Origin of the sequence: Lachnotalea glycerini (assembly GCF_003201285.1) — a bacterium.
GTDB classification, from domain to species: domain Bacteria; phylum Bacillota; class Clostridia; order Lachnospirales; family Lachnospiraceae; genus Lachnotalea; species Lachnotalea glycerini.
The window spans coordinates 151,763-171,070 of sequence record NZ_QICS01000006.1 but is presented as its reverse complement, the minus strand read 5'-3'; the positions used below and the strand labels follow the sequence as shown (position 1 = coordinate 171,070).

The window sequence follows — 19,308 nt, the reverse complement described above, 5'->3', positions numbered from 1 at the left end:
AACTTTATCATTTTAAGATTAACATTAAAAATTAATGATAAATTATATCAATATCATCATGTAACAATGTATTATTTCTACATTTAGGATATTATACACCTATTTTAAGATAAAATTATGATTTTCAAATATTTTTCACAATTAATCCTTGTTTTCTCCTAATTTGATTCCAATTTCTAACTGTACACCTCTTAGGAAATCCTTTGCGGGCATTCGCTTTTTTCCCTCTAATTGAAGCTCTGTAATGGCTAGTAATCCATCTCCTGTTTTCACATTAATTGAATCGTTTGCAACAGCTACAATTTCTCCGGCTACTCCGTCTGCTTCCTCTGCTATGACAGTCGCTTTCCAAATCTTTAAGGTCTTATGATTCAGTTTACTATAAGCGCTTGGCCATGGATTTAAACCTCTGATTAATCGTTCAATATTAACTGCAGAATTGTTCCAGTCAATATTTCCTAATGATTTATCTAGCATCTTGGCATAGTTTGATAAGCTGTCATCCTGCTTTTCAAAAACAACTGTATTCTCTTCCAGTCGCTTAAGTGTTTCAACGCAAAGCTTCGCACCGGCCATCATAAGCTTATCATGAAGACTTCCTCCTGTTTCTTGTTCTGTTATTGGAACAACAGTCTTTAAAAGCATATCTCCGGTATCTATTCCAGCATCCATTCGCATTGTAGTAACTCCGGATTCCTTTTCCCCCTCAATAACTGCCCATTGAATCGGTGCTGCGCCACGGAATTTTGGCAATAAGGAGGCATGCACATTAATACATCCGTATCTTGGCATCTCTAAGATTGTCTTTGACAGAATCTGCCCAAATGCAACGACTACAATTACATCAGGATTGATGTTTTTTAATATTTCAATAAATTCAGGTTCTCTTACTTTAACTGGCTGATAAATAGGGATTTTGTGTCTTAATGCGGCTTCTTTCACTTGAGAAAATTGAATCTCCTTGCCTCTTCCCTTAGGTTTATCAGGCTGTGTAACAACCGCTGCCACTTCATGTCCGGCCGCAATTAGGCTTTCTAAAGTTCCTACCGAAAATTGAGGCGTTCCCATAAATATTATTCTCACATTACTCCTCCTCTTCAGCTCCTACATCATGCAATTCGCCTTCCACCTTATCTACATACATAATACCATCCAAATGGTCGCATTCATGGCAAATTGCTCTTGCAAGCAGCTCTGTTCCTTCTAATTCGAATTCATTCATTTCCGTATCAAAAGCTTTCACCTTAGCATAATTTGGTCTTGTAACCACTCCTGACTTTCCCGGAACACTAAGGCAGCCTTCGTCACCTGTCTGTTGACCTGAGGTTTCCAAAATAACCGGATTAATCAAGACAATGGGATCATCTCCTGTATCTATTACGACTATGCGTTTCAGTACTCCAACCTGCGATGCAGCAAGACCAACTCCGTATGCTTCGTACATCGTATCAAACATATCCTCAATTAACTCCAGAATTCTTGGCGTTATTTCGGTCACTTCACGACATTTCTTTCTTAAGCAATTATCTCCCAATTCTCTTATTTTTCTTAGTGCCATAACGATTCTCCTTTAATATGTGTTCATTGGATTAAAATCAAACTGAACATTTATGTTTTTGTATCTATCATTGTTGTTAATATATTGCTCTAAACTATTTTTGACCATCACCAGCTTATCATACTCATTTTGCTTAACATAAATAACCTTTTTATAAATATCATTTATTTTTGCTATCGTACAATCACTAGGACCAATGGCAGCAAGCCCCTTAATCATTTGTAAATCAATTTGCTGTTTTAATAAAAGTGCCGCATTGTCAGCACGTTCTTCTTCCTTTGATGTAATAAGTATTGCAAGCATATTAGAAGCAGGAGGATAACCCGCAATGCTTCGATAGGACATCTCCTGATTATAAAATTCTTCATAATCCTGATGCTCTGCAGCCAATACACTGTAATGACTGGGACTATAGGTTTGTATTACTACCTCACCCGCTTTTGTTCCTCTGCCTGCTCTTCCTGCTGCCTGTGTCAAAAGTTGAAAAGTTCGCTCAGAGCAGCGGTAATCATTCGAATATAACGATAAATCAGCAGCCAAAACTCCTACCAGCGTTACATTGTGGAAATCATGTCCTTTTACAATCATTTGCGTACCAATTAATATATCTGCCTCTCCATTCGCAAATGCGGATAATATCTTGGCATGACCATCCTTTGATTTCGTTGTATCCATATCCATACGCAAAATTTTTGCATTGGGATACTCTTTTTTAACAATTTCTTCAATTTGCTGTGTTCCAGCCCGAAAGCCTCCAATATATTTAGAGCCGCAGTTCGGACATAGCTTTACCATTTTTTCTTCATATCCGCAGTAATGGCAGATTAATTTACCATTATTATGTGAGGATAATGAAACATCACAATGTGGACATTTCATTACATGCCCGCAAGCTCTGCACGACACAAAACCTGCATACCCTCTTCTATTAATAAAAAGCATGATCTGCTCTTTTTTGCTTAATCGTTCTTCCATGAGTATTCTGAGCTTTCTACTTAATATAGAACGGTTGCCAGCCTTAAGTTCTTCTCTTAAATCAACTGTATATACACTTGGGAGCTCACTTTGACTTGTTCTGCTTGTTAAAGTAAGTAACTGATATTCTCCTTTTTTTGCCTTATAATAGGCATCTACAGAAGGCGTAGCCGAACCTAAAATTACACTTGCTCCTGCCATTTTGGCTCTTGCTATTGCAGTCTCTCTTGCATGATATTTAGGAACCGTTTCACTTTTATAGCTGCCTTCGTGTTCCTCATCAATGATAATAAAGCCCAGCTTACGAAATGGTGTAAATAATGCGGACCTTGGTCCAATCATAACGTCTATTTCACCATTTTTAGCTCTCTCAAACTGGTCGTATCTCTCACCGGTTGAAAGCCTTGAATTAATAATTGATACTCTCTCACCAAATTGCTGATAAAAACGCATTACCGTTTGATAGGTTAAGGATATTTCCGGAATCAGCACAATTGCTTGAAGTCCCTGCTCTACTGCTTTTTTAATCAGCTTCATATAAACTTCCGTCTTACCGCTTCCGGTAATGCCATAAATACAATAAGTATTTCTTACCCCATTGCGATAATCCTTTGTTATGGCATCCACTATATATAGTTGTTTCTCATTTAATTGAATCTCAGGTACATTTTTCTTTTGCATATTGACAGGATTTCTGTATATTTGCTCAGATTCAACCTCTAAAATACCTTGTTCTTTTAGTGCCTTAATAACTGCTGATGACACATTCAACTTATTCGTAACCAACTCATAATCTAAAACTTTTGTTGTAATCAATTCGGAAAGTAATCGTAATCTTGCTGTATTCTTTTTTCTTTGATATATCTCTAATTGAGCCTTTGCTGCATCTTCATCCAGTAATAGTCTGATGCATCTTTTTTCCTTTGATTTCATCTTTTGCTTAACAGGAATTACTGTTTTTAAAGCCTGAATCATAGTTCCGCCATATTGCTCTTTCATCCATCCTGCTAATAATATAAGCTGAGCCTCTATCATAACACTGTTTTTTAGTATACTATGAATTGGTTTTATCTTACTTATATCAAATTCAGGAACTTTTGTCAGCTCTAATACGTATCCCTTGATCAAACGATTTGCATTGCCAAAGGGAATTTCAACTTCCATACCCACTGAAATCTTACTTTCTAATTCTAGTGGTATGGCATATTGAAATGTTCTGTCTAATTTTTCATGAGAAATATCAATAATGATATTAGCAAACATGAATTTACCTGCTCTTTCTTTCCTCTAAAATATCCTGAATTATAATTCTTTCATCCATAGGGTATTTTATGCCTTTTATTTCCTGATAGTCCTCATGACCTTTCCCGGCCAAAACTATAACATCACCCGGCTTTCCATTGTCAATCACATAGGCAATGGCTTCTTTTCTGTCTATGATTTCAATATATTTTCCTGACGTCTTTCCTATACCAATCTTAATATCATTGATAATCTCCTGCGGTTCTTCATCTCTTGGATTGTCCGATGTAATAATCGTTAAATCAGAAAACTTGCCTGATACTTCTCCCATTTCATAACGCCTAAGCTTAGATCGGTTGCCTCCGCATCCAAACAAACAAACTAATCTTTTGGGATTATAATCTTTCAAGGTTGTCAGAAGACTTTCTAAACTCATTGCATTATGGGCATAATCAATCATCAATGTAAATTCATCTGATACTTTTACCATCTCAATTCTTCCTTTAACCTGAGCTGTCTTAAGCGCTTCCCTGATAATGTCTGTCTTAACATTGAAATGTCTGCATATCGCAATCGCAGTCAGCGAGTTATATACACTGAATTTACCTGGTACATCAATTTCAACTTCAAAGTTCATAAGCCCCGATACTTGATATGCTACCCCAAGATAACCTGGTCTAGATACGAGCTGTGTATTTGCTGCTCTTAAATCTGCTTTCTCTGAAAAGCCAAAGGTTTCAACCAAACAAGTATGCCCTTTCAGCACGTCCAATGCATGTTTATCATCAATATTAACAATACCTCTCTTACACTGCTGAAACAAAAGTCCCTTGCAGGCCATGTATTCCTCAAAGCTTTCATGCTCATTTGGTCCAATGTGATCTGGTTCAATATTGGTAAAAATACCAAATTCAAAGGTAAAACCATCAACGCGATGCATCATAAGCCCTTGTGAGGATACCTCCATCACTGCAATGTTACAGCCTTCCTCAATCATTCTCCTGAAATATTGTTGGACAATAAAAGACTCTGGCGTTGTATTGTTTGCTGGTATGACTTTGTCTCCAATAATAGCCTCTATTGTTCCAATCAACCCTACCTTATGTCCTGCACTTTCAAGAATCGACTTTACCATGTATGTCGTTGTTGTCTTACCCTTAGTACCCGTTACTCCGATTACCTTAAGCTTATCTGCCGGATAGTCAAAATAGGCAGCCGAAATGACTGCCATTGCTTTTCTCACATTATCAACTTTGATAATGACAGCAGGTGAAAAAACTGTAATTTCTCTTTCTACAACTAATACCGTAGCGCCTTTTCCTATCGCATCATTCGCAAATTTATGCCCATCTACCACTGTTCCTGGTACACAAAAAAACAAGGAGTTTTGTTCTACCTTGCGCGAATCGTATATAATTTTATCTACCTGTATATTAATGTCTCCTTGAATACATTGATAATCTACACGTTCTAATAATTTCGCTAATTCAATCAACCTAGTTCCTCCTGATTCATGCAGTGACATTGGCTTTCTTTACTATGCAAAGCCAGATTTTAACCATATTTAATAGAATAACATATCTGGATAAATGATGCAAATATAAAAAGAACTGCGCAACCCTGATTTAACTCAGCTTAGCCCAGCCCTTTTTTCTTTCTATTAAAACAAACTGCTAAATAAATTACCTGTTGAATAGTTGTTGCTGTAGCTTGCCTTATCTGTATAAGTATTCGCCTTTAAAGATTCCAAAACGGCTGCACTCTTTATCTTAGATGCCTTTGCTGATACATTGGCAGCATAAGAATTTGAGCCGTTAAAAAGAGTTTTAACTGTACTCATGTCCGCTTTCTTAAAGGTGCCTTCATCAATTGATAACTTATTATTACTGCCCACTGTAATACCAACCTGCTTTAATAAACTTTCGTTGGTCTTAGATAGTCTTGTCATGGATAAGGTGGATTTTAATATAGAAGTAGATTCTGCATTTGCTCCTTCTTCTATCATTGTATTATAGTCGCTCACAAATTCATTTACCGCCTTATAAATTGCATCGTTGTCGTATCCCGTTGTCGTTATCTTATCCCCTGATGAATCCGTTGTTGTAATTTCTCTTTGTTTAAATATGGACTTGCTTCCCTTGGCCGTTAACGTATCTGACGAATCTCCCAGACTAGCAGCGGCACTTTGAACAGAGGTTATCGTCTTAGTGGAATCCGTGCTGGTAGAAGTCGATGAATCGCTATCTGACTCCTGCATACTTTTGTAATACGCTTTTAGAAGCTTCTTATAGCTTCCGTTCTTAATACTTGCATAATCACTTAAAATCGCACTATTAGAATCGGTAGAGCTATTTGAGTTAGTGGTATAGCTGTTAAAGCTATAACTAACCATCTGACTGATTGTTGCCATAAAATCACTCCTTTGATTAAACCTGGCTTCCATGCCTTTCTAAACTTACGTACAATCGTTGGTCTACAGACATTAATTGATAGTTAGTATCATTTTACCAAATTTGACAAGAAGAATCAATATAACTGTACTAGAACTTTCTTCTCATTTTTCTACTTCTATTTTTGCAGTAATTTTTTGTAACTATTATCCATGCATATTGCTCCAAATGGGGCAGTAATTAAAATCGACATTACCGCTACCGTCAATACCTGCTGCCCGCAAGGTAGTGCCATTGCAAGCGGTATACTTCCAATCGCTGCCTGTACCGTAGCTTTCGGTGTATACGCTACCATACAAAAAATTTTTTCTTTCACCGATAATTTTGTTTTGATCAGGCAGGTAAAGACACCAAGCATTCTAAAAAGCAATGCACCAAGAACGATTATAATTGCCACGACTCCTGCTTCTATTGCATAACGAATATCAACAGTTGCACCAACCAAAACAAACAATAATACTTCCGCCGCTATCCAAAGTTTATTATATTTAATCGAAAGTCGTGATGCCACTTCTCGAGCACTTTGATATATGGTTATTCCTGTACTCATAACGGCTAGTAAGCCTGACATTGGTACAATTCCATCAAGCCTTTTCTCACACTCTAGTAATAGAAATGATACGCTTAATAGTATTATCACCTTAACAGAGTCTCTCATATGATAACTTCGAAAAACCTTTGTTAATCCTAAGCCGGCTATGATTCCAATCAAAATTCCTACTACAATTGATATCGGAATCTGTATAAAACTCATAATAGAAACATGTTCGCCAGATGCCAATGAAATCAGTGCTGTAAAGATTACTATAACAAATACATCATCTACCGATGCTCCCGCTAAAATAAGCTGAGGTATACTATGCTCTTTTCCATATCCCTCATCTATCAAGCGAATCATTCTTGGTACTACAACTGCAGGTGACACAGCCGCAATCACGCTTCCCATAATAGCTGTATCAAGCACACTCATTTCAAATACTTGAGTTCCAATCAATACAACTGCTCCTATTTCAAAACAAGCCGGCACAAAACACATTAATATTGCAGGTCTGCCTACTTTTTTTAAATCTTCAATATCCAATGTCAATCCTGCCCTGGTTAAAATAATGACTAATGCAGCTTTTCTTAAATCAGCAGATATCAAAAGTATGGATGAGTCCAACATATTAAATGCATATGGACTTATGACAATGCCCGTTATAATCATTCCCAAAAGACTTGGAAGCTTTAATTTATTAAAAACCGAACCAAGTACCAAACCAAATAAAAAAATAATTGCTATACTAGTTAACATAAATATCCTCCCTTACTCTTTCATTAATTTATTTGTATCATTCATTGAAAATAATACAACAAAAAAGCCAACGCTCACTATGAATCATCTAATAAAGAATCTCTTTATTATTTTATCATAGAAGTCATCAGCATTTTTGCGGTTTAGGTATTCCTAGGGAGAACTTCATTCCCTTAATATAAAATTATTGATCTATATTGTGAATCATTCAACTCCAGTCAAACGATAATGTATTTATTTTCGAATATTTTTTTTACTTACTAATTTTGTCTTAAACAAATACCACAATGCACCTGTTATACATACAGAAGAAAATGCACCATATACAATTCCCACAATTAACGGAAGCGCAAATTCCTTGATTGCAGTTACACCAAGAATATATAATACAAATATGGTGATAAACGTAGTAAAGGAGGTATAAATGCTTCTTGTTAATGTTTGAGTAATGCTGATATTTACAATGAGCTCCAAGCCATCCTTTTTCTCTGACATAATAGTTAGATTTTCTCTGATTCTGTCAAATATTACAATGGTAGCATTAATAGAATAACCAACAATTGTAAGCATACAAGCAATAAACGTTCCTCCAACAGAAACCCTTGAGATTGCATAAAAAGCTAATACTGCTAGAACGTCATTAATTAATGCAATTACCGCACTCGTTGCAAACCGAATATCTTTAAATCGAAACCAAATATAAATAAGCATACAAATAGTAGAAATAATAACAGCTACCAAAGCATCACTCTTCATTTCAGAGCTTATTGTTGAGCTGATGCTTTCAACCGTAATCAGGCTCTTATCAATACCAAATTTCTCTATCAGCTTATTGTTCAAGGATTCTCGTTCCTCTACATTCAATTCTCTCGTTTTAATAATTACTTGATTCGTACCTGTGACCTTTTGTGTTTGAATTGCTCCGTCATTCGTTACAGATTCCACTAAAGGTTTAACGTTCTGTTCTATATCCTCCAAAGATAATTCCTCATTAAAGGTGACATTAGAGGATGTACCACCGATAAATTCCAGACTAAAATTTAAGGTTCCTTTATTTTGAGACTGATTCAGAGCCATCATACCAAAACCAGCAATAATAACTAATACAGCAATTGCCATGCATAAATACTTTTTGCTCAAGAAATTAATTGTTTTTCTTTCCTTTTGCATACCGTAATATTTAACATCCTGAAAACCAATTGCATAGAGTGCTCTCATAATATATTTTGATATAATTAATGCTGTGAACATGGATAAAACTACTCCCATGGCAAGCGTCTGTGCAAAACCTTTAACAGTACCGGTTCCCTTTAACCCTAATACAATTGCTGCAATTAATGTTGTAATATTTCCATCTATAATTGCTGACATTGCTTTCTTAAATCCAACATCAATAGCAGTACGAACTGATTTTCCTGCTGTCAGTTCTTCTCTTACACGAGCAAATATAATAACATTGGCATCCACTGCCATACCAATAGAAAGAATAATTCCTGCTATACCCGGAAGAGTCAATGTGATATCAAATGCGTTTAATATAACAAGTTCTAATGTAATATAAAATAAAAGTGCAATCCCAGAAGCCAATCCTGGCAGCCAATATACTGCACACATAAAGATAATAACCAAAGCCAAGCCAATTGCTCCGGCCGTCAAGCTTGTCTTAATTGCCTCCTGTCCCAATCTAGCTCCAACTACATTAGAGCGAAGTTCCTCAAGCTCCACCTTAAGGGAACCAATTCGGATCGTGGAAGCAAGTGTTTCAGCAGCTTCATAGCTCTCCATACCGGTAATGGACGCCTGTCCTCCTGTAATAGTTGTTTGTACAACCGGAGAGCTTATCACCTCGCCATCAAATACAATTGGTATCTGTTGATTCAGATTAGCTGCCGTAGCCTCTGCAAACTTAGTCGCACCCTCATCTGTTAAAGTCAATGCCACAACATACTCTTTGTTTTTCATATTGTCCTGAGTAATCTGTGCCTCAGCAGTTGCAATATCTGAGCCTTCCAACAATACGTTTCCAGATGTATCCTGAAACTGAAGAGAACCCGGCTTTCCTAGCTCTTCCAGAATTGTATTTGCATCAGAAACGCCAGGAATTTCTACGTTAATTCTATCATCGCCTTCTTGATACACCTCAGATTCTGTACTATAGTTTTCCACACGTTTTTGCAGCTTATATACAGTATCTTTCATTTGTTCTTCCGTTGGAGTTTCTCCGACCGCCTGATAAGTAATACTTACTCCACCGGCCAAATCCAACCCCAAATTAATATTCTTTGCAGCTCCAGTATGCGTTTTTCCTATACCAAATGCTGAAGTAAAACCTAACCCCACTATAATGAAAAGAGTAATAACCAGGATTAGTATGCCTTTGTTTTTTTTCATTTTTTCCCTTCTCTCTCTTTATTCTGCCAACGCAGCCTTTATCATGATTGCACATTCTATTCTTTTTCTTTGAAGCTCACAGCCCACATCATAAGCATCCGTAATGGAGCCATGGAACTTATAGGAATTAGCTGCGCAGCCTCCGCTGCAATAGAATCTTGCAAAACAATTCTTACACTTGTCCTTTGCATAGACGTTACAAAGCTTAAACTCGTCCCGAATCTCTGTATTTATAACTCCTTCCTCCACATTACCCATGAGAAAGCCTTCCTCTCCCACAAACTGGTGACATGGATACAAATCTCCCCATGGAGTTACCGCCAGATATTCTGTCCCGGAACCGCATCCTGACAAACGTTTAGCAACACAAGGACCACCCTCTAAATCTATCATGAAATGGAAAAAATTAAATCCATTTCCTTCTTTTTCCCTTCGTATCATTTCTTTGGCAAGCTTATCATATTCTTCATATATCTGAGGAATATCCTCTTTCTTAATTGCATATTCTTCTTCGTCTGCCGATACAACAGGTTCTACCGATATTTGTTTAAAGCCCAAATCAGCTAAATGTAGTACATCATTGGAAAAATCCAGATTATGATGCGTAAAGGTACCTCTTACATAATAATTTGTCTGATTTCTTCTTTCAGCCGTCTTAATAAACTTAGGAATAATTAACTCATAACTTCCTTTCCCATTTCGAAAAGGACGCATATAATCATGAACCTCTGGTCTTCCATCAATACTTAAGACAATGTTGCTCATCTCTTGATTCGCAAACTCCAAAATATCTTCATTTAGCAAAACACCATTTGTAGTTAGTGTAAACCGAAACTTTTTATCGTGTATTACTTCCTGTTCTCTTCCGTATATAACCAGGTCTTTTACCACCTGCCAGTTCATAAGAGGCTCGCCGCCAAAAAAGTCCACCTCCAGATTTTTTCTGTTTCCAGAATTCGCAATCAGAAAATCCAATGCTTTCTTCCCGACTTCATAGCTCATAATTGCTCTTTTACCATGATATTCTCCCTCTTCTGCAAAGCAATATTTACAGGCAAGATTACAATCATGGGCGATATGAAGACAGAGCGCTTTCACTACTGTCTTTCTCTTTTTAAAATCCATAATATATTCTTGATATATATCTTTAGTAAAAAGGGATTCATCCTCTACTAATTCCTTAATATCACGAATCGCTTCCTTAATTTCTTCTCTACTATAGTGTCCTTTCAAATGATTGTTCAAATCATTTTCAAAAGTACGGTCTGATATATATTGAGAAACATCCAAAGAAGCGTTTTCACACAATAATGCAATTACATCATAAACCAAATCATCAACTACATGAATCGCTCCGCTGTTGACATCAAGTACAATATTGTAACCATTATTTTTGTATTGATGAACCACGCTTATGTTCTCCTTTCAAAGCAAAGCTTTACTTTGCAGGTTGTCTTTGTATCATACCCTAAATGAGTGTGCTTTGAATTTATCTGGATATATAAATTCAAAGCACACTCACTTAACATACATCCTCACCTATTAAGCAACCAATGCTATTTGTTTTCGCAGCTTTGATTTCCAACTGTACAAGAAGTCTTACAAGCCGACTGACAAGAAGTCTGGCATTCGCCGCAACCACCCTTTTTCATTGTATTTTTTAAATTTTTCGTATTTAATGTTTTAATATGTTTCATTCTTATACCTCCTTAAGTATTGGCTAAAAGCCACATCTTCGTTATTATATCACACCTTTTTTATTTTTAAAAGTATTTTATTTGTTTATTTTTACTTTTATAGACAGTTTATTCTTTTCCTTTATGAATCCGTCGTCGATTATAATTAAAATTTCATAATCGCCAACCTGATTTATATTAGGCTTCCAGCTTAACAGATAGTTTTCTCCATCAAATCTTGCACCCTCGGGAAGATTTTCAGCATATACTTTTAATTCTTTCTCAATTCCTTTTACTACATATTCTTTTTGCGTAAGTTCTTCATTATATATGTGGCTGTCAGCTTCCTCCATTACAGCTTCCCTTGCTGGATAACGTATCTGCAGCGATAGTGTTAATTCTTCTTTAGGTCGTACAATCACCTCCTCCATAGCAGCAAGAAAAGGACGAAAAACTGTCTGCGGTAATGGATATTTGTCAGTAGGTACTTTATAGGTATAGCCATTTTGAGGAATAGGAAGCGTTTCATATGGATAACAACGATCCTTTGGCGTTCCGGGTGATGGGGCATTCACAATGACCTCCTTAATTAAAACGTCTTCCGATATTTGCATGCTTTCTACCCGTGTTGTAAAATATGATTCATTTAATATATATTCTCGGTTAGTATGTCGTTTAAAATGATTCGTAACTATAGCAATACACTCTACATCTTCTTTAACAGCAGCATCTAACTTACAAATCTGTACATGATTAACATCGTCCAAAACAATTGCATGCCTTTCATCTTCTACCTTATAGTAAAGTTTAATATCAGAAAGTTTCAAGCCTGCCACATGCCTTGCATACAAGCCATATGCAGGCAAAATCCCCCAATTGCTAGGTTCTGGATAAACTGTAGGTAATTCTGGCACATTATAAGGATCGTCTTTCCACTCTTTACTCTCCTGATTCCAATCTACCCTTGGCAGCAAACCTTCCTCCTTAAGGAAAAATGTATTTACTAGCCATGGCAAGGTTTGTATAGAACTTTTGGTTTCATATTGAACATATTTCCAGTTCGTATTGAGCTGCCTTTGTTCTATTGCATGCTCCATCTTCATACCGCCCCGATATTCAACCTCGATATTTTTTATGGAAACATTTTGAATTGGTGCATCCGTCAATCCCATAAGCAGAATGGGATATCTAGGATCCGCATTTGTCACTTTAATATTACTGATTTCAATGTTATAAACCTTGGGCATTTCTCCTTTCCCAACTGCATTTGCATACAAGACAAGCTCCTCCCTTGGGATTTGCTTTGACTTGTCTGGTAGATACTTTTTCTGCTCTTCATCATATACGATCAAATAGAACGCACCATCCTCCTCCATGATATTAGCGTAATTGATATGAGATGGATTTTCTTGATTGACAATGCAAAAACTTGATTTTTCGTCAACCGTGACTTTTTGATCTTTATTATAAGAAGGAACATATCTTTTTGCAGGATAGCATTCATAATCTTTGGTATTTGGCAAAACCCAGTTTGTATTATCCAACCTAACATTACCTATTTTGGCATTTACAATCTCTTCTTCACTGTTTCCGGTAACTGGATAACGTCCTCTTTCTCCCACCCGTATGAAAATAGGAGAACTACTTATATTATCCATAACACAATCGGTAAAAACAATATTGCTTAAATCAGAAGCATCCACAGCCTCCAGCGCAAAGCCTCTGGAACGCTCAAACCTCACTCTTTTAATGGTAACCAAATCATAGCCACAGGTAGATTCTGTACCAAGCTTCACTCTTGCAGTCGGACCACATCGATCCGTTGCGACCAATTTATCCTTTGTAAATTTTCCTGCATAAACACTGCCTGCATCATATCCACAGACCATGCAATCTTCAATCAATATATTTTTCGTAGGAATAAAAGCCCCTGCACCATAGGATGCTTTCATAACCAATGCATCATCTGTGAGTGAATTAAACAAAGAATTTCTCACCGTCACATTTTGGCAGCAATCAATGTCAAAGGCATCTCTTGTGGTATCAACCAGAATATGATCTGCCAATAGATTTGTAACTCCCTCAGCTATAATTGCAAAATGTCCACCTATCAAAACCGAAAAACCCTTTAAAACAATATTCTTGCACCTGACAAGTGCAATCGCTTTATTCCCAAACCATTCGCCGATATGCCCCTTTTCCTTTCTCATTGGATTGTCGAAAGGATCTCCTCCTTGCAAAACATATTCCCGATATCCCGTTTTATCATCCATACGGCTTCCATCAATGAGCCCTTCTCCATAAATCATAACATTTTCTAGCTCTTTACCATAAATCATACTATTTGAAAAATATGTGTGTCCATGGTCTTGCAGTCCTGCATAAAGATTAATTTCAGGCTCATCATAATTACCACCTTCTCCTTGCTGTCTCTGATAGGAATTCGTAATTTGAGTTCTTGCCGCGTGTAAAACTGCATTTTTTGCAAGATAAAGATTAACTTTACTCTTTAATCGAATTGTATAAATTTTAAAATCACCATTCGGAATAACAACGGTACCACCGCCGGCAAGGCAGGCACTTTCTATGGCATTTTGAATTGCCCTTGTGTTCATTAATGGCTCTTCATTTGGTTTCGCTCCAAAGTCAGTAATCAAATATGTCTTCTCTTTGTATAAGTCTTCAAACGTTATTGTAGCGCCTGTGGCTTGTTTAATGTTCATTTCTACCTCCTGAATAATAATAAGTATAGATTAGCACTATTTTTTTGCGTTTGCCACGAATAATTTGTTATTTTTTTATTGTTTTTTGTTGATTTGTTTTGTATTATATTATTATGCAATTTTAAATTGACTGCTCTACAATCTTCAAACAATCAGACAGGTATCAACATGTCTGACTCATAATTTACTTTAATCATATAAACGGAGGAAACTATGAAAGCAACAAATGACCTTTTGCTACAAAAAATCAACCTATTGGTTGATAAATTAATGAATCTAGGAGTTCCTGACTGTAAAACTGATATTACAAACAAAGCTGAGCTTTCCAAAGGCTTAATTCCAAGAGACTTCGGAATAAAGGAATGGGACTGGCCGCAGGGTGTTGGTCTTTATGGACTACAAAAGCTTGAGGATTTCTACAATGATGGACGTTATCATGACTTTTTTCAAGACTGGTATCAATCCAACCTAGAAATTGGCCTTCCATCCAAAAATGTAAATACTACAGCTCCTTTTCTTCCTCTTGTAGATTTATGCAATGAATTAAATAACCCAATTTATGAAAGGCTTTGTATGGAAAGAGCTGAATGGCTTATCAATGATCTTCCACGTACAAAAGAAGGTGCTTTTCAGCATGTAACCAGCGCAATTGGAAATCGTCAGGGTGTTCACTTAAACGAAAGTGAAATGTGGATTGATACTATATTTATGACGGTTCTTTTCTTAAATAAAATGGGGCATAAATACAATCGTCAGGATTTTATCAGTGAAGCCACTCATCAAATGCTAATCCATATCAAATATTTATACGAAAAGAAAACAGGACTGTTCTATCATGGCTGGAGTTTTAATGAAAACAGTAACTTCGGAGAAATCTTCTGGTGTCGTGGAAACTCTTGGTTTACTTTCGGAATTATTGATTTTCTTGAGACAAGCAAAGCTACTTTGGATATAGGTATTAAAAAATATTTATTAGATACATTCAAGGCACAAGTCAATGCATTAATTAAGCTTCAGGCCCCCAGTGGCTTATGGCACACTGTATTAACCGACAACACAAGTTACGAAGAAGTATCTGGTTCAGCTGCCATTGTGACTGGTATTCTTAAAGCAATTAAATCAGGCTATTTAGATGACAGCTATCAGACCTATGCCGACAAAGCTATTGAGGCTATCTGCCAAAACATTGATACAGACGGTACAGTATTAAATGTATCGGCAGGAACAGGTATGGGATACGATGCCAATCATTATAAAAATATAATCATTGCGCCAATGGCATATGGGCAGTCTCTGGCACTTTCTGCTCTATGTGAAGCTTTGGTATAAATGTATCAAAACAGAATGAATATTATTTCTTTCATCGTAAAGACTACCTAACATAACCTATTTAACATATGGAGGATTGCAAATGAAAGATATGTTCTGTTTTCAGTGCCAGCAGACCGCACATAATACTGGTTGCGAAGGTAAAGCTGGCGTATGTGGCAAAAAGTCAGATACCGCAAATTATCAAGATGCATTAACCGGTGCCTTAATCGGACTTGCAAGGTCTGCTAAATCAGGGCACAAAACGTACGATACAGACGAAATTGTGATAAAAGGTCTGTTCACTACGATAACAAATGTAAACTTTTTTAATGACACCATCAAAAAACTTACAGCCAAGATACATGAAGAAAGAGGGAAAATTAACGCCCAGAAATATGAAGATTATGACATGGAATGTCTCTGGAATGATAATGAAAATATACGATCTTTAAAATCCCTAATTCTGTTTGGACTAAGAGGTATGGCGGCCTATGCTTATCACGCAATGGTACTTGGTAAGACAGATGATGAGGTTAACCAATTTTTTTACGAAGGACTGTATGCGATTGGAGAGAATTATGATTTAGAGAAGTTGCTTTCTCTGGTATTAAAGACTGGCGAAATAAATTTTAAATGTATGGAGCTGCTTGATAAAGCTAATACCGAAGCCTATGGTGCTCCTGTACCCACAACAGTACCTCTCACAATAGAAAAAGGTCCATTTATCGTAGTCAGTGGTCATGATTTATACGATTTAAAACTTTTGCTTGAGCAAACAAAAGATAAGGGAATTAATATATACACACACAGTGAAATGCTTCCTGCCCATGGCTATCCAAAATTAAAGGCATATTCTCACCTAAAAGGCAATTTTGGAACAGCTTGGCAAAGCCAGCAATCAGAATTTCACAATATTCCCGCACCAATATTATTTACAACCAATTGCCTGATGCCGGTTAGAGAAAGCTATAAAGACAGAGTATTTACAACATCGGTTGTTTCTTATCCCGAACTTGTTCATATTGGAGAGGATAAAGACTTCACACCGATTATTACAAAAGCAATTGAATGCGGTGGCTATGAGAAAGAAATGAATCTTACCGGTATCAACAAAGGCTCTACGGTTACAACCGGTTTCGCTCATGAAACTGTTCTTGGGGTTGCTGATAAAATCATTCAGGCCGTAAAAGACGGTAAGATAAGACATTTCTTTCTGGTAGGAGGATGTGACGGTGCTGCTCCTGGTAGAAGCTACTATACTGATTTTGTTAAGCAATCTCCAAAAGATACCATCATACTTACGCTCGCCTGTGGAAAATATCGTTTTAATGACCTTGATATCGGAGAAATCTGTGGTCTTCCTCGTATCCTGGATATGGGACAATGCAACGATGCTTATAGTGCAATCAAAGTGGCTCTGGCTCTTTCAAAGGTATTTGAGTGCAGCGTAAATGACTTACCCCTCACGCTCGTTTTGTCTTGGTACGAGCAAAAGGCGGTCTGTATCCTATTAACCCTTTTATACCTTGGAATCAAAAATATTTATCTTGGTCCCACACTGCCTGCATTTATTTCTCCTAAGATATTAAGTATCCTTGTTGATCAGTATAATATTACCCCTATTAGCACACCGGATAAAGATCTGGCTAAAATTCTTGGATAAAGCAAACAATTCATGCGATATTTATTAACACTAACACAATGCAGGACGTTGAATTTTTGTCAACGCCCTGCATTTTACATAATATTAACTGGATTCATTTCACTCTTTTGAAATTATTCCACCACTTTTTTCTTTATAACGCCCATCATAACTGCTGCAATTACAGTACCAATTGCAAGTGCTAATAAATATAACAGTGCATTTCCAACCACAGGGAATACAAAGATTCCACCATGTGGTGCCATCAATGTACAATCAAATGCCATAGATAATGCTCCCGCTACAGCTGAGCCAATGATGCAAGAAGGCAATACTCGAAGTGGATCGACTGCTGCAAATGGAATTGCACCCTCTGATATAAATGCCATTCCCATAATAAAGTTTGTCGGTCCTGATTTTCTTTCTTCTTTCGTAAACTTATTCTTAAATAATAAAGTAGCAAGTGCTACGGCTGTGGGAGGAACCATACCTCCTACCATTACGGCTGCCATAATATCATAATTGCCTGCTGCAATCGATGCAGTACCAAATACATAAGCTGCCTTATTAACTGGTCCTCCAAGATCTACTGACATCATACCACCAAGAATTAAACCTAACACAATTTTACTGGAACCACTCATATTAGTTAAAGCTTGATTCATCAAGGTATTTAAAGCACCTACCGGTGGTTCTACAACAAAAATCATAATAGTTCCCACAATCAACATTCCTATTAATGGGTACAAAAGCACCGGTTTTAATCCATCCAGAGAATCCGGAAGATGATCAAATAACTGACGTAATAACACCACAGTATAACCTGCTAAAAATCCAGCTACCAAAGCCCCAAGAAAACCTGAGCTTCCTGCTGCTGCAATTGCTCCTCCAACAAAACCAAGTGCAAGTCCCGGTCTGTCTGCTATACTCATAGCAATAAAGCCTGCAAGAATCGGCAGCATAAATCCGAAAGCTGCAACACCGATTTGCTTAAAGAATGCAGCATATGGTGTTATTGTTCCAAAGTTACTTCTTGCTTCTACTGATAATGAAGACATATCTACTAACACACCATCAATTAAAAATGCAATTGCAATCAAAATTCCTCCGCCTACAACAAATGGCAACATATGAGATACACCATTCATTAAATGTTTATATATCGTATGCGCTGTGCTGCCACTTGATATTGAAGATGAATCTTCATTTCCTCCTTTTGCATTGTAAATTGGTGCATCACCCAAAATTGCCTTATCAATCAATTTATCAGCCTTACTGATACCATCCGATACCTGACACTCGATTACTTTCTTACCGTGAAATCTTGCCATTGGAACTTTTGTATCGGCTGCAACAATAATAATATCCGCCAGCTCTATTTCACGATCAGTTAATACATTCTTTGCTCCACCTGATCCTCTTGTTTCTACCTTAATACTGCAGCCACGTTCCTTAGCTTTTTTTTCAATGGACTCAGCCGCCATATAAGTATGTGCAATTCCAGTCGGACAGGCGGTAACAGCGAGAATTTTTATTCCTTGATTATAACTGTAGGTTTCCTTTTTATCTATTTTGTCTGACCTTTTACTTTCTGCCCGGTCAATAATTTCAAGAAACTCATCCACTGTTCTTGCTTTTCTAAGATTGTCTGCAAAGGTTTCTTCCATTAAGAGAATAGACAATTTACTCAGTACATCCAAATGTACATTATCTCTCGTATTAGGAGCCGCAATCAAGAAGATTAAGCTAACTGGTTCACTATCTAAGGAATCAAAATCAACACCGTTTCTCACTACCATTGCCGCAAGACCGGGTGCCTGCACGGCACTACACCTTCCATGAGGGATTGCGATTCCCTCTCCTATTCCAGTTGTTCCTTCTTCCTCTCTTGCATATACTGCTTTACGATAGCTTGTTACATCTGTTATCTTTCCAGATGCTGCCATCAAATCAACCATGGCGTCTAATGTATCTTCCTTGGATATCACATTACCATTTAGATTAATACTCCTTTTGTCCAATAAATCTGTTATTCTCATATTGGAA

13 protein-coding genes and 1 riboswitch are annotated in these 19,308 nt (G+C 36.9%); of the genes, 2 read left to right on the top strand and 11 right to left on the bottom strand.

From position 1 onward, the window contains the following. Positions 1–141: 141 nt before the first annotated feature. The 10 genes from fmt to C8E03_RS12860 form a co-directional block, all read right to left on the bottom strand. Complete coding sequence (gene fmt / locus C8E03_RS12905) at positions 142–1,083, bottom strand: methionyl-tRNA formyltransferase (RefSeq protein ID WP_110291220.1); 942 nt, start codon at positions 1,081–1,083, stop codon at positions 142–144. Between the two features lies 1 nt (position 1,084). Beyond that, a complete protein-coding gene (gene def / locus C8E03_RS12900) occupies positions 1,085–1,558 on the bottom strand; it encodes a peptide deformylase (RefSeq protein WP_094376662.1) in 474 nt (157 codons plus the stop codon). A 12-nt stretch (positions 1,559–1,570) separates the two neighbouring features. After that, complete coding sequence (gene priA, locus C8E03_RS12895) at positions 1,571–3,796, bottom strand: replication restart helicase PriA (protein ID WP_094376661.1); 2,226 nt, start codon at positions 3,794–3,796, stop codon at positions 1,571–1,573. 4 nt (positions 3,797–3,800) lie between these two features. Further along, complete coding sequence (locus tag C8E03_RS12890) at positions 3,801–5,267, bottom strand: UDP-N-acetylmuramoyl-L-alanyl-D-glutamate--2,6-diaminopimelate ligase (protein ID WP_242993536.1); 1,467 nt, start codon at positions 5,265–5,267, stop codon at positions 3,801–3,803. Between the two features lie 168 nt (positions 5,268–5,435). Then, complete coding sequence (locus C8E03_RS12885; RefSeq protein ID WP_242993532.1) at positions 5,436–6,185, bottom strand: hypothetical protein; 750 nt, start codon at positions 6,183–6,185, stop codon at positions 5,436–5,438. 158 nt (positions 6,186–6,343) lie between these two features. Beyond that, positions 6,344–7,519, bottom strand: coding sequence for a cation:proton antiporter (locus C8E03_RS12880; RefSeq protein ID WP_110291218.1), 1,176 nt, complete (start codon positions 7,517–7,519; stop codon positions 6,344–6,346). Between the two features lie 111 nt (positions 7,520–7,630). Further along, positions 7,631–7,701, bottom strand: a riboswitch (Fluoride riboswitch). A gap of 52 nt (positions 7,702–7,753) precedes the next feature. Beyond that, positions 7,754–9,910, bottom strand: coding sequence for a protein translocase subunit SecD (gene secD / locus C8E03_RS12875; protein WP_110291217.1), 2,157 nt, complete (start codon positions 9,908–9,910; stop codon positions 7,754–7,756). A gap of 18 nt (positions 9,911–9,928) precedes the next feature. Continuing rightward, complete coding sequence (gene scfB / locus C8E03_RS12870) at positions 9,929–11,320, bottom strand: thioether cross-link-forming SCIFF peptide maturase (protein WP_094376657.1); 1,392 nt, start codon at positions 11,318–11,320, stop codon at positions 9,929–9,931. Between the two features lie 146 nt (positions 11,321–11,466). Further along, positions 11,467–11,607, bottom strand: a complete 141-nt coding sequence (gene scfA, locus C8E03_RS12865) for a six-cysteine ranthipeptide SCIFF (RefSeq protein WP_094376656.1) — start codon at positions 11,605–11,607, stop codon at positions 11,467–11,469. A 77-nt stretch (positions 11,608–11,684) separates the two neighbouring features. Then, complete coding sequence (locus tag C8E03_RS12860; RefSeq protein WP_110291216.1) at positions 11,685–14,309, bottom strand: glycoside hydrolase family 28 protein; 2,625 nt, start codon at positions 14,307–14,309, stop codon at positions 11,685–11,687. Positions 14,310–14,522: 213 nt separating this feature from the next. Between C8E03_RS12860 and C8E03_RS12855 the strand changes: the two genes are divergently transcribed. Both C8E03_RS12855 and hcp read left to right on the top strand, forming a co-directional pair. Next, entirely contained in the window at positions 14,523–15,638 is a 1,116-nt protein-coding gene (locus tag C8E03_RS12855) for a glycoside hydrolase family 88/105 protein (protein WP_110291215.1), read from the top strand. 91 nt (positions 15,639–15,729) lie between these two features. Further along, positions 15,730–17,283, top strand: a complete 1,554-nt coding sequence (gene hcp / locus C8E03_RS12850) for a hydroxylamine reductase (protein ID WP_334294027.1) — start codon at positions 15,730–15,732, stop codon at positions 17,281–17,283. 113 nt (positions 17,284–17,396) lie between these two features. Here hcp and C8E03_RS12845 read toward each other — a convergent pair whose 3' ends face one another. Further along, complete coding sequence (locus C8E03_RS12845; RefSeq protein ID WP_094376652.1) at positions 17,397–19,301, bottom strand: PTS fructose transporter subunit IIABC; 1,905 nt, start codon at positions 19,299–19,301, stop codon at positions 17,397–17,399. Positions 19,302–19,308 lie beyond the last annotated feature (7 nt).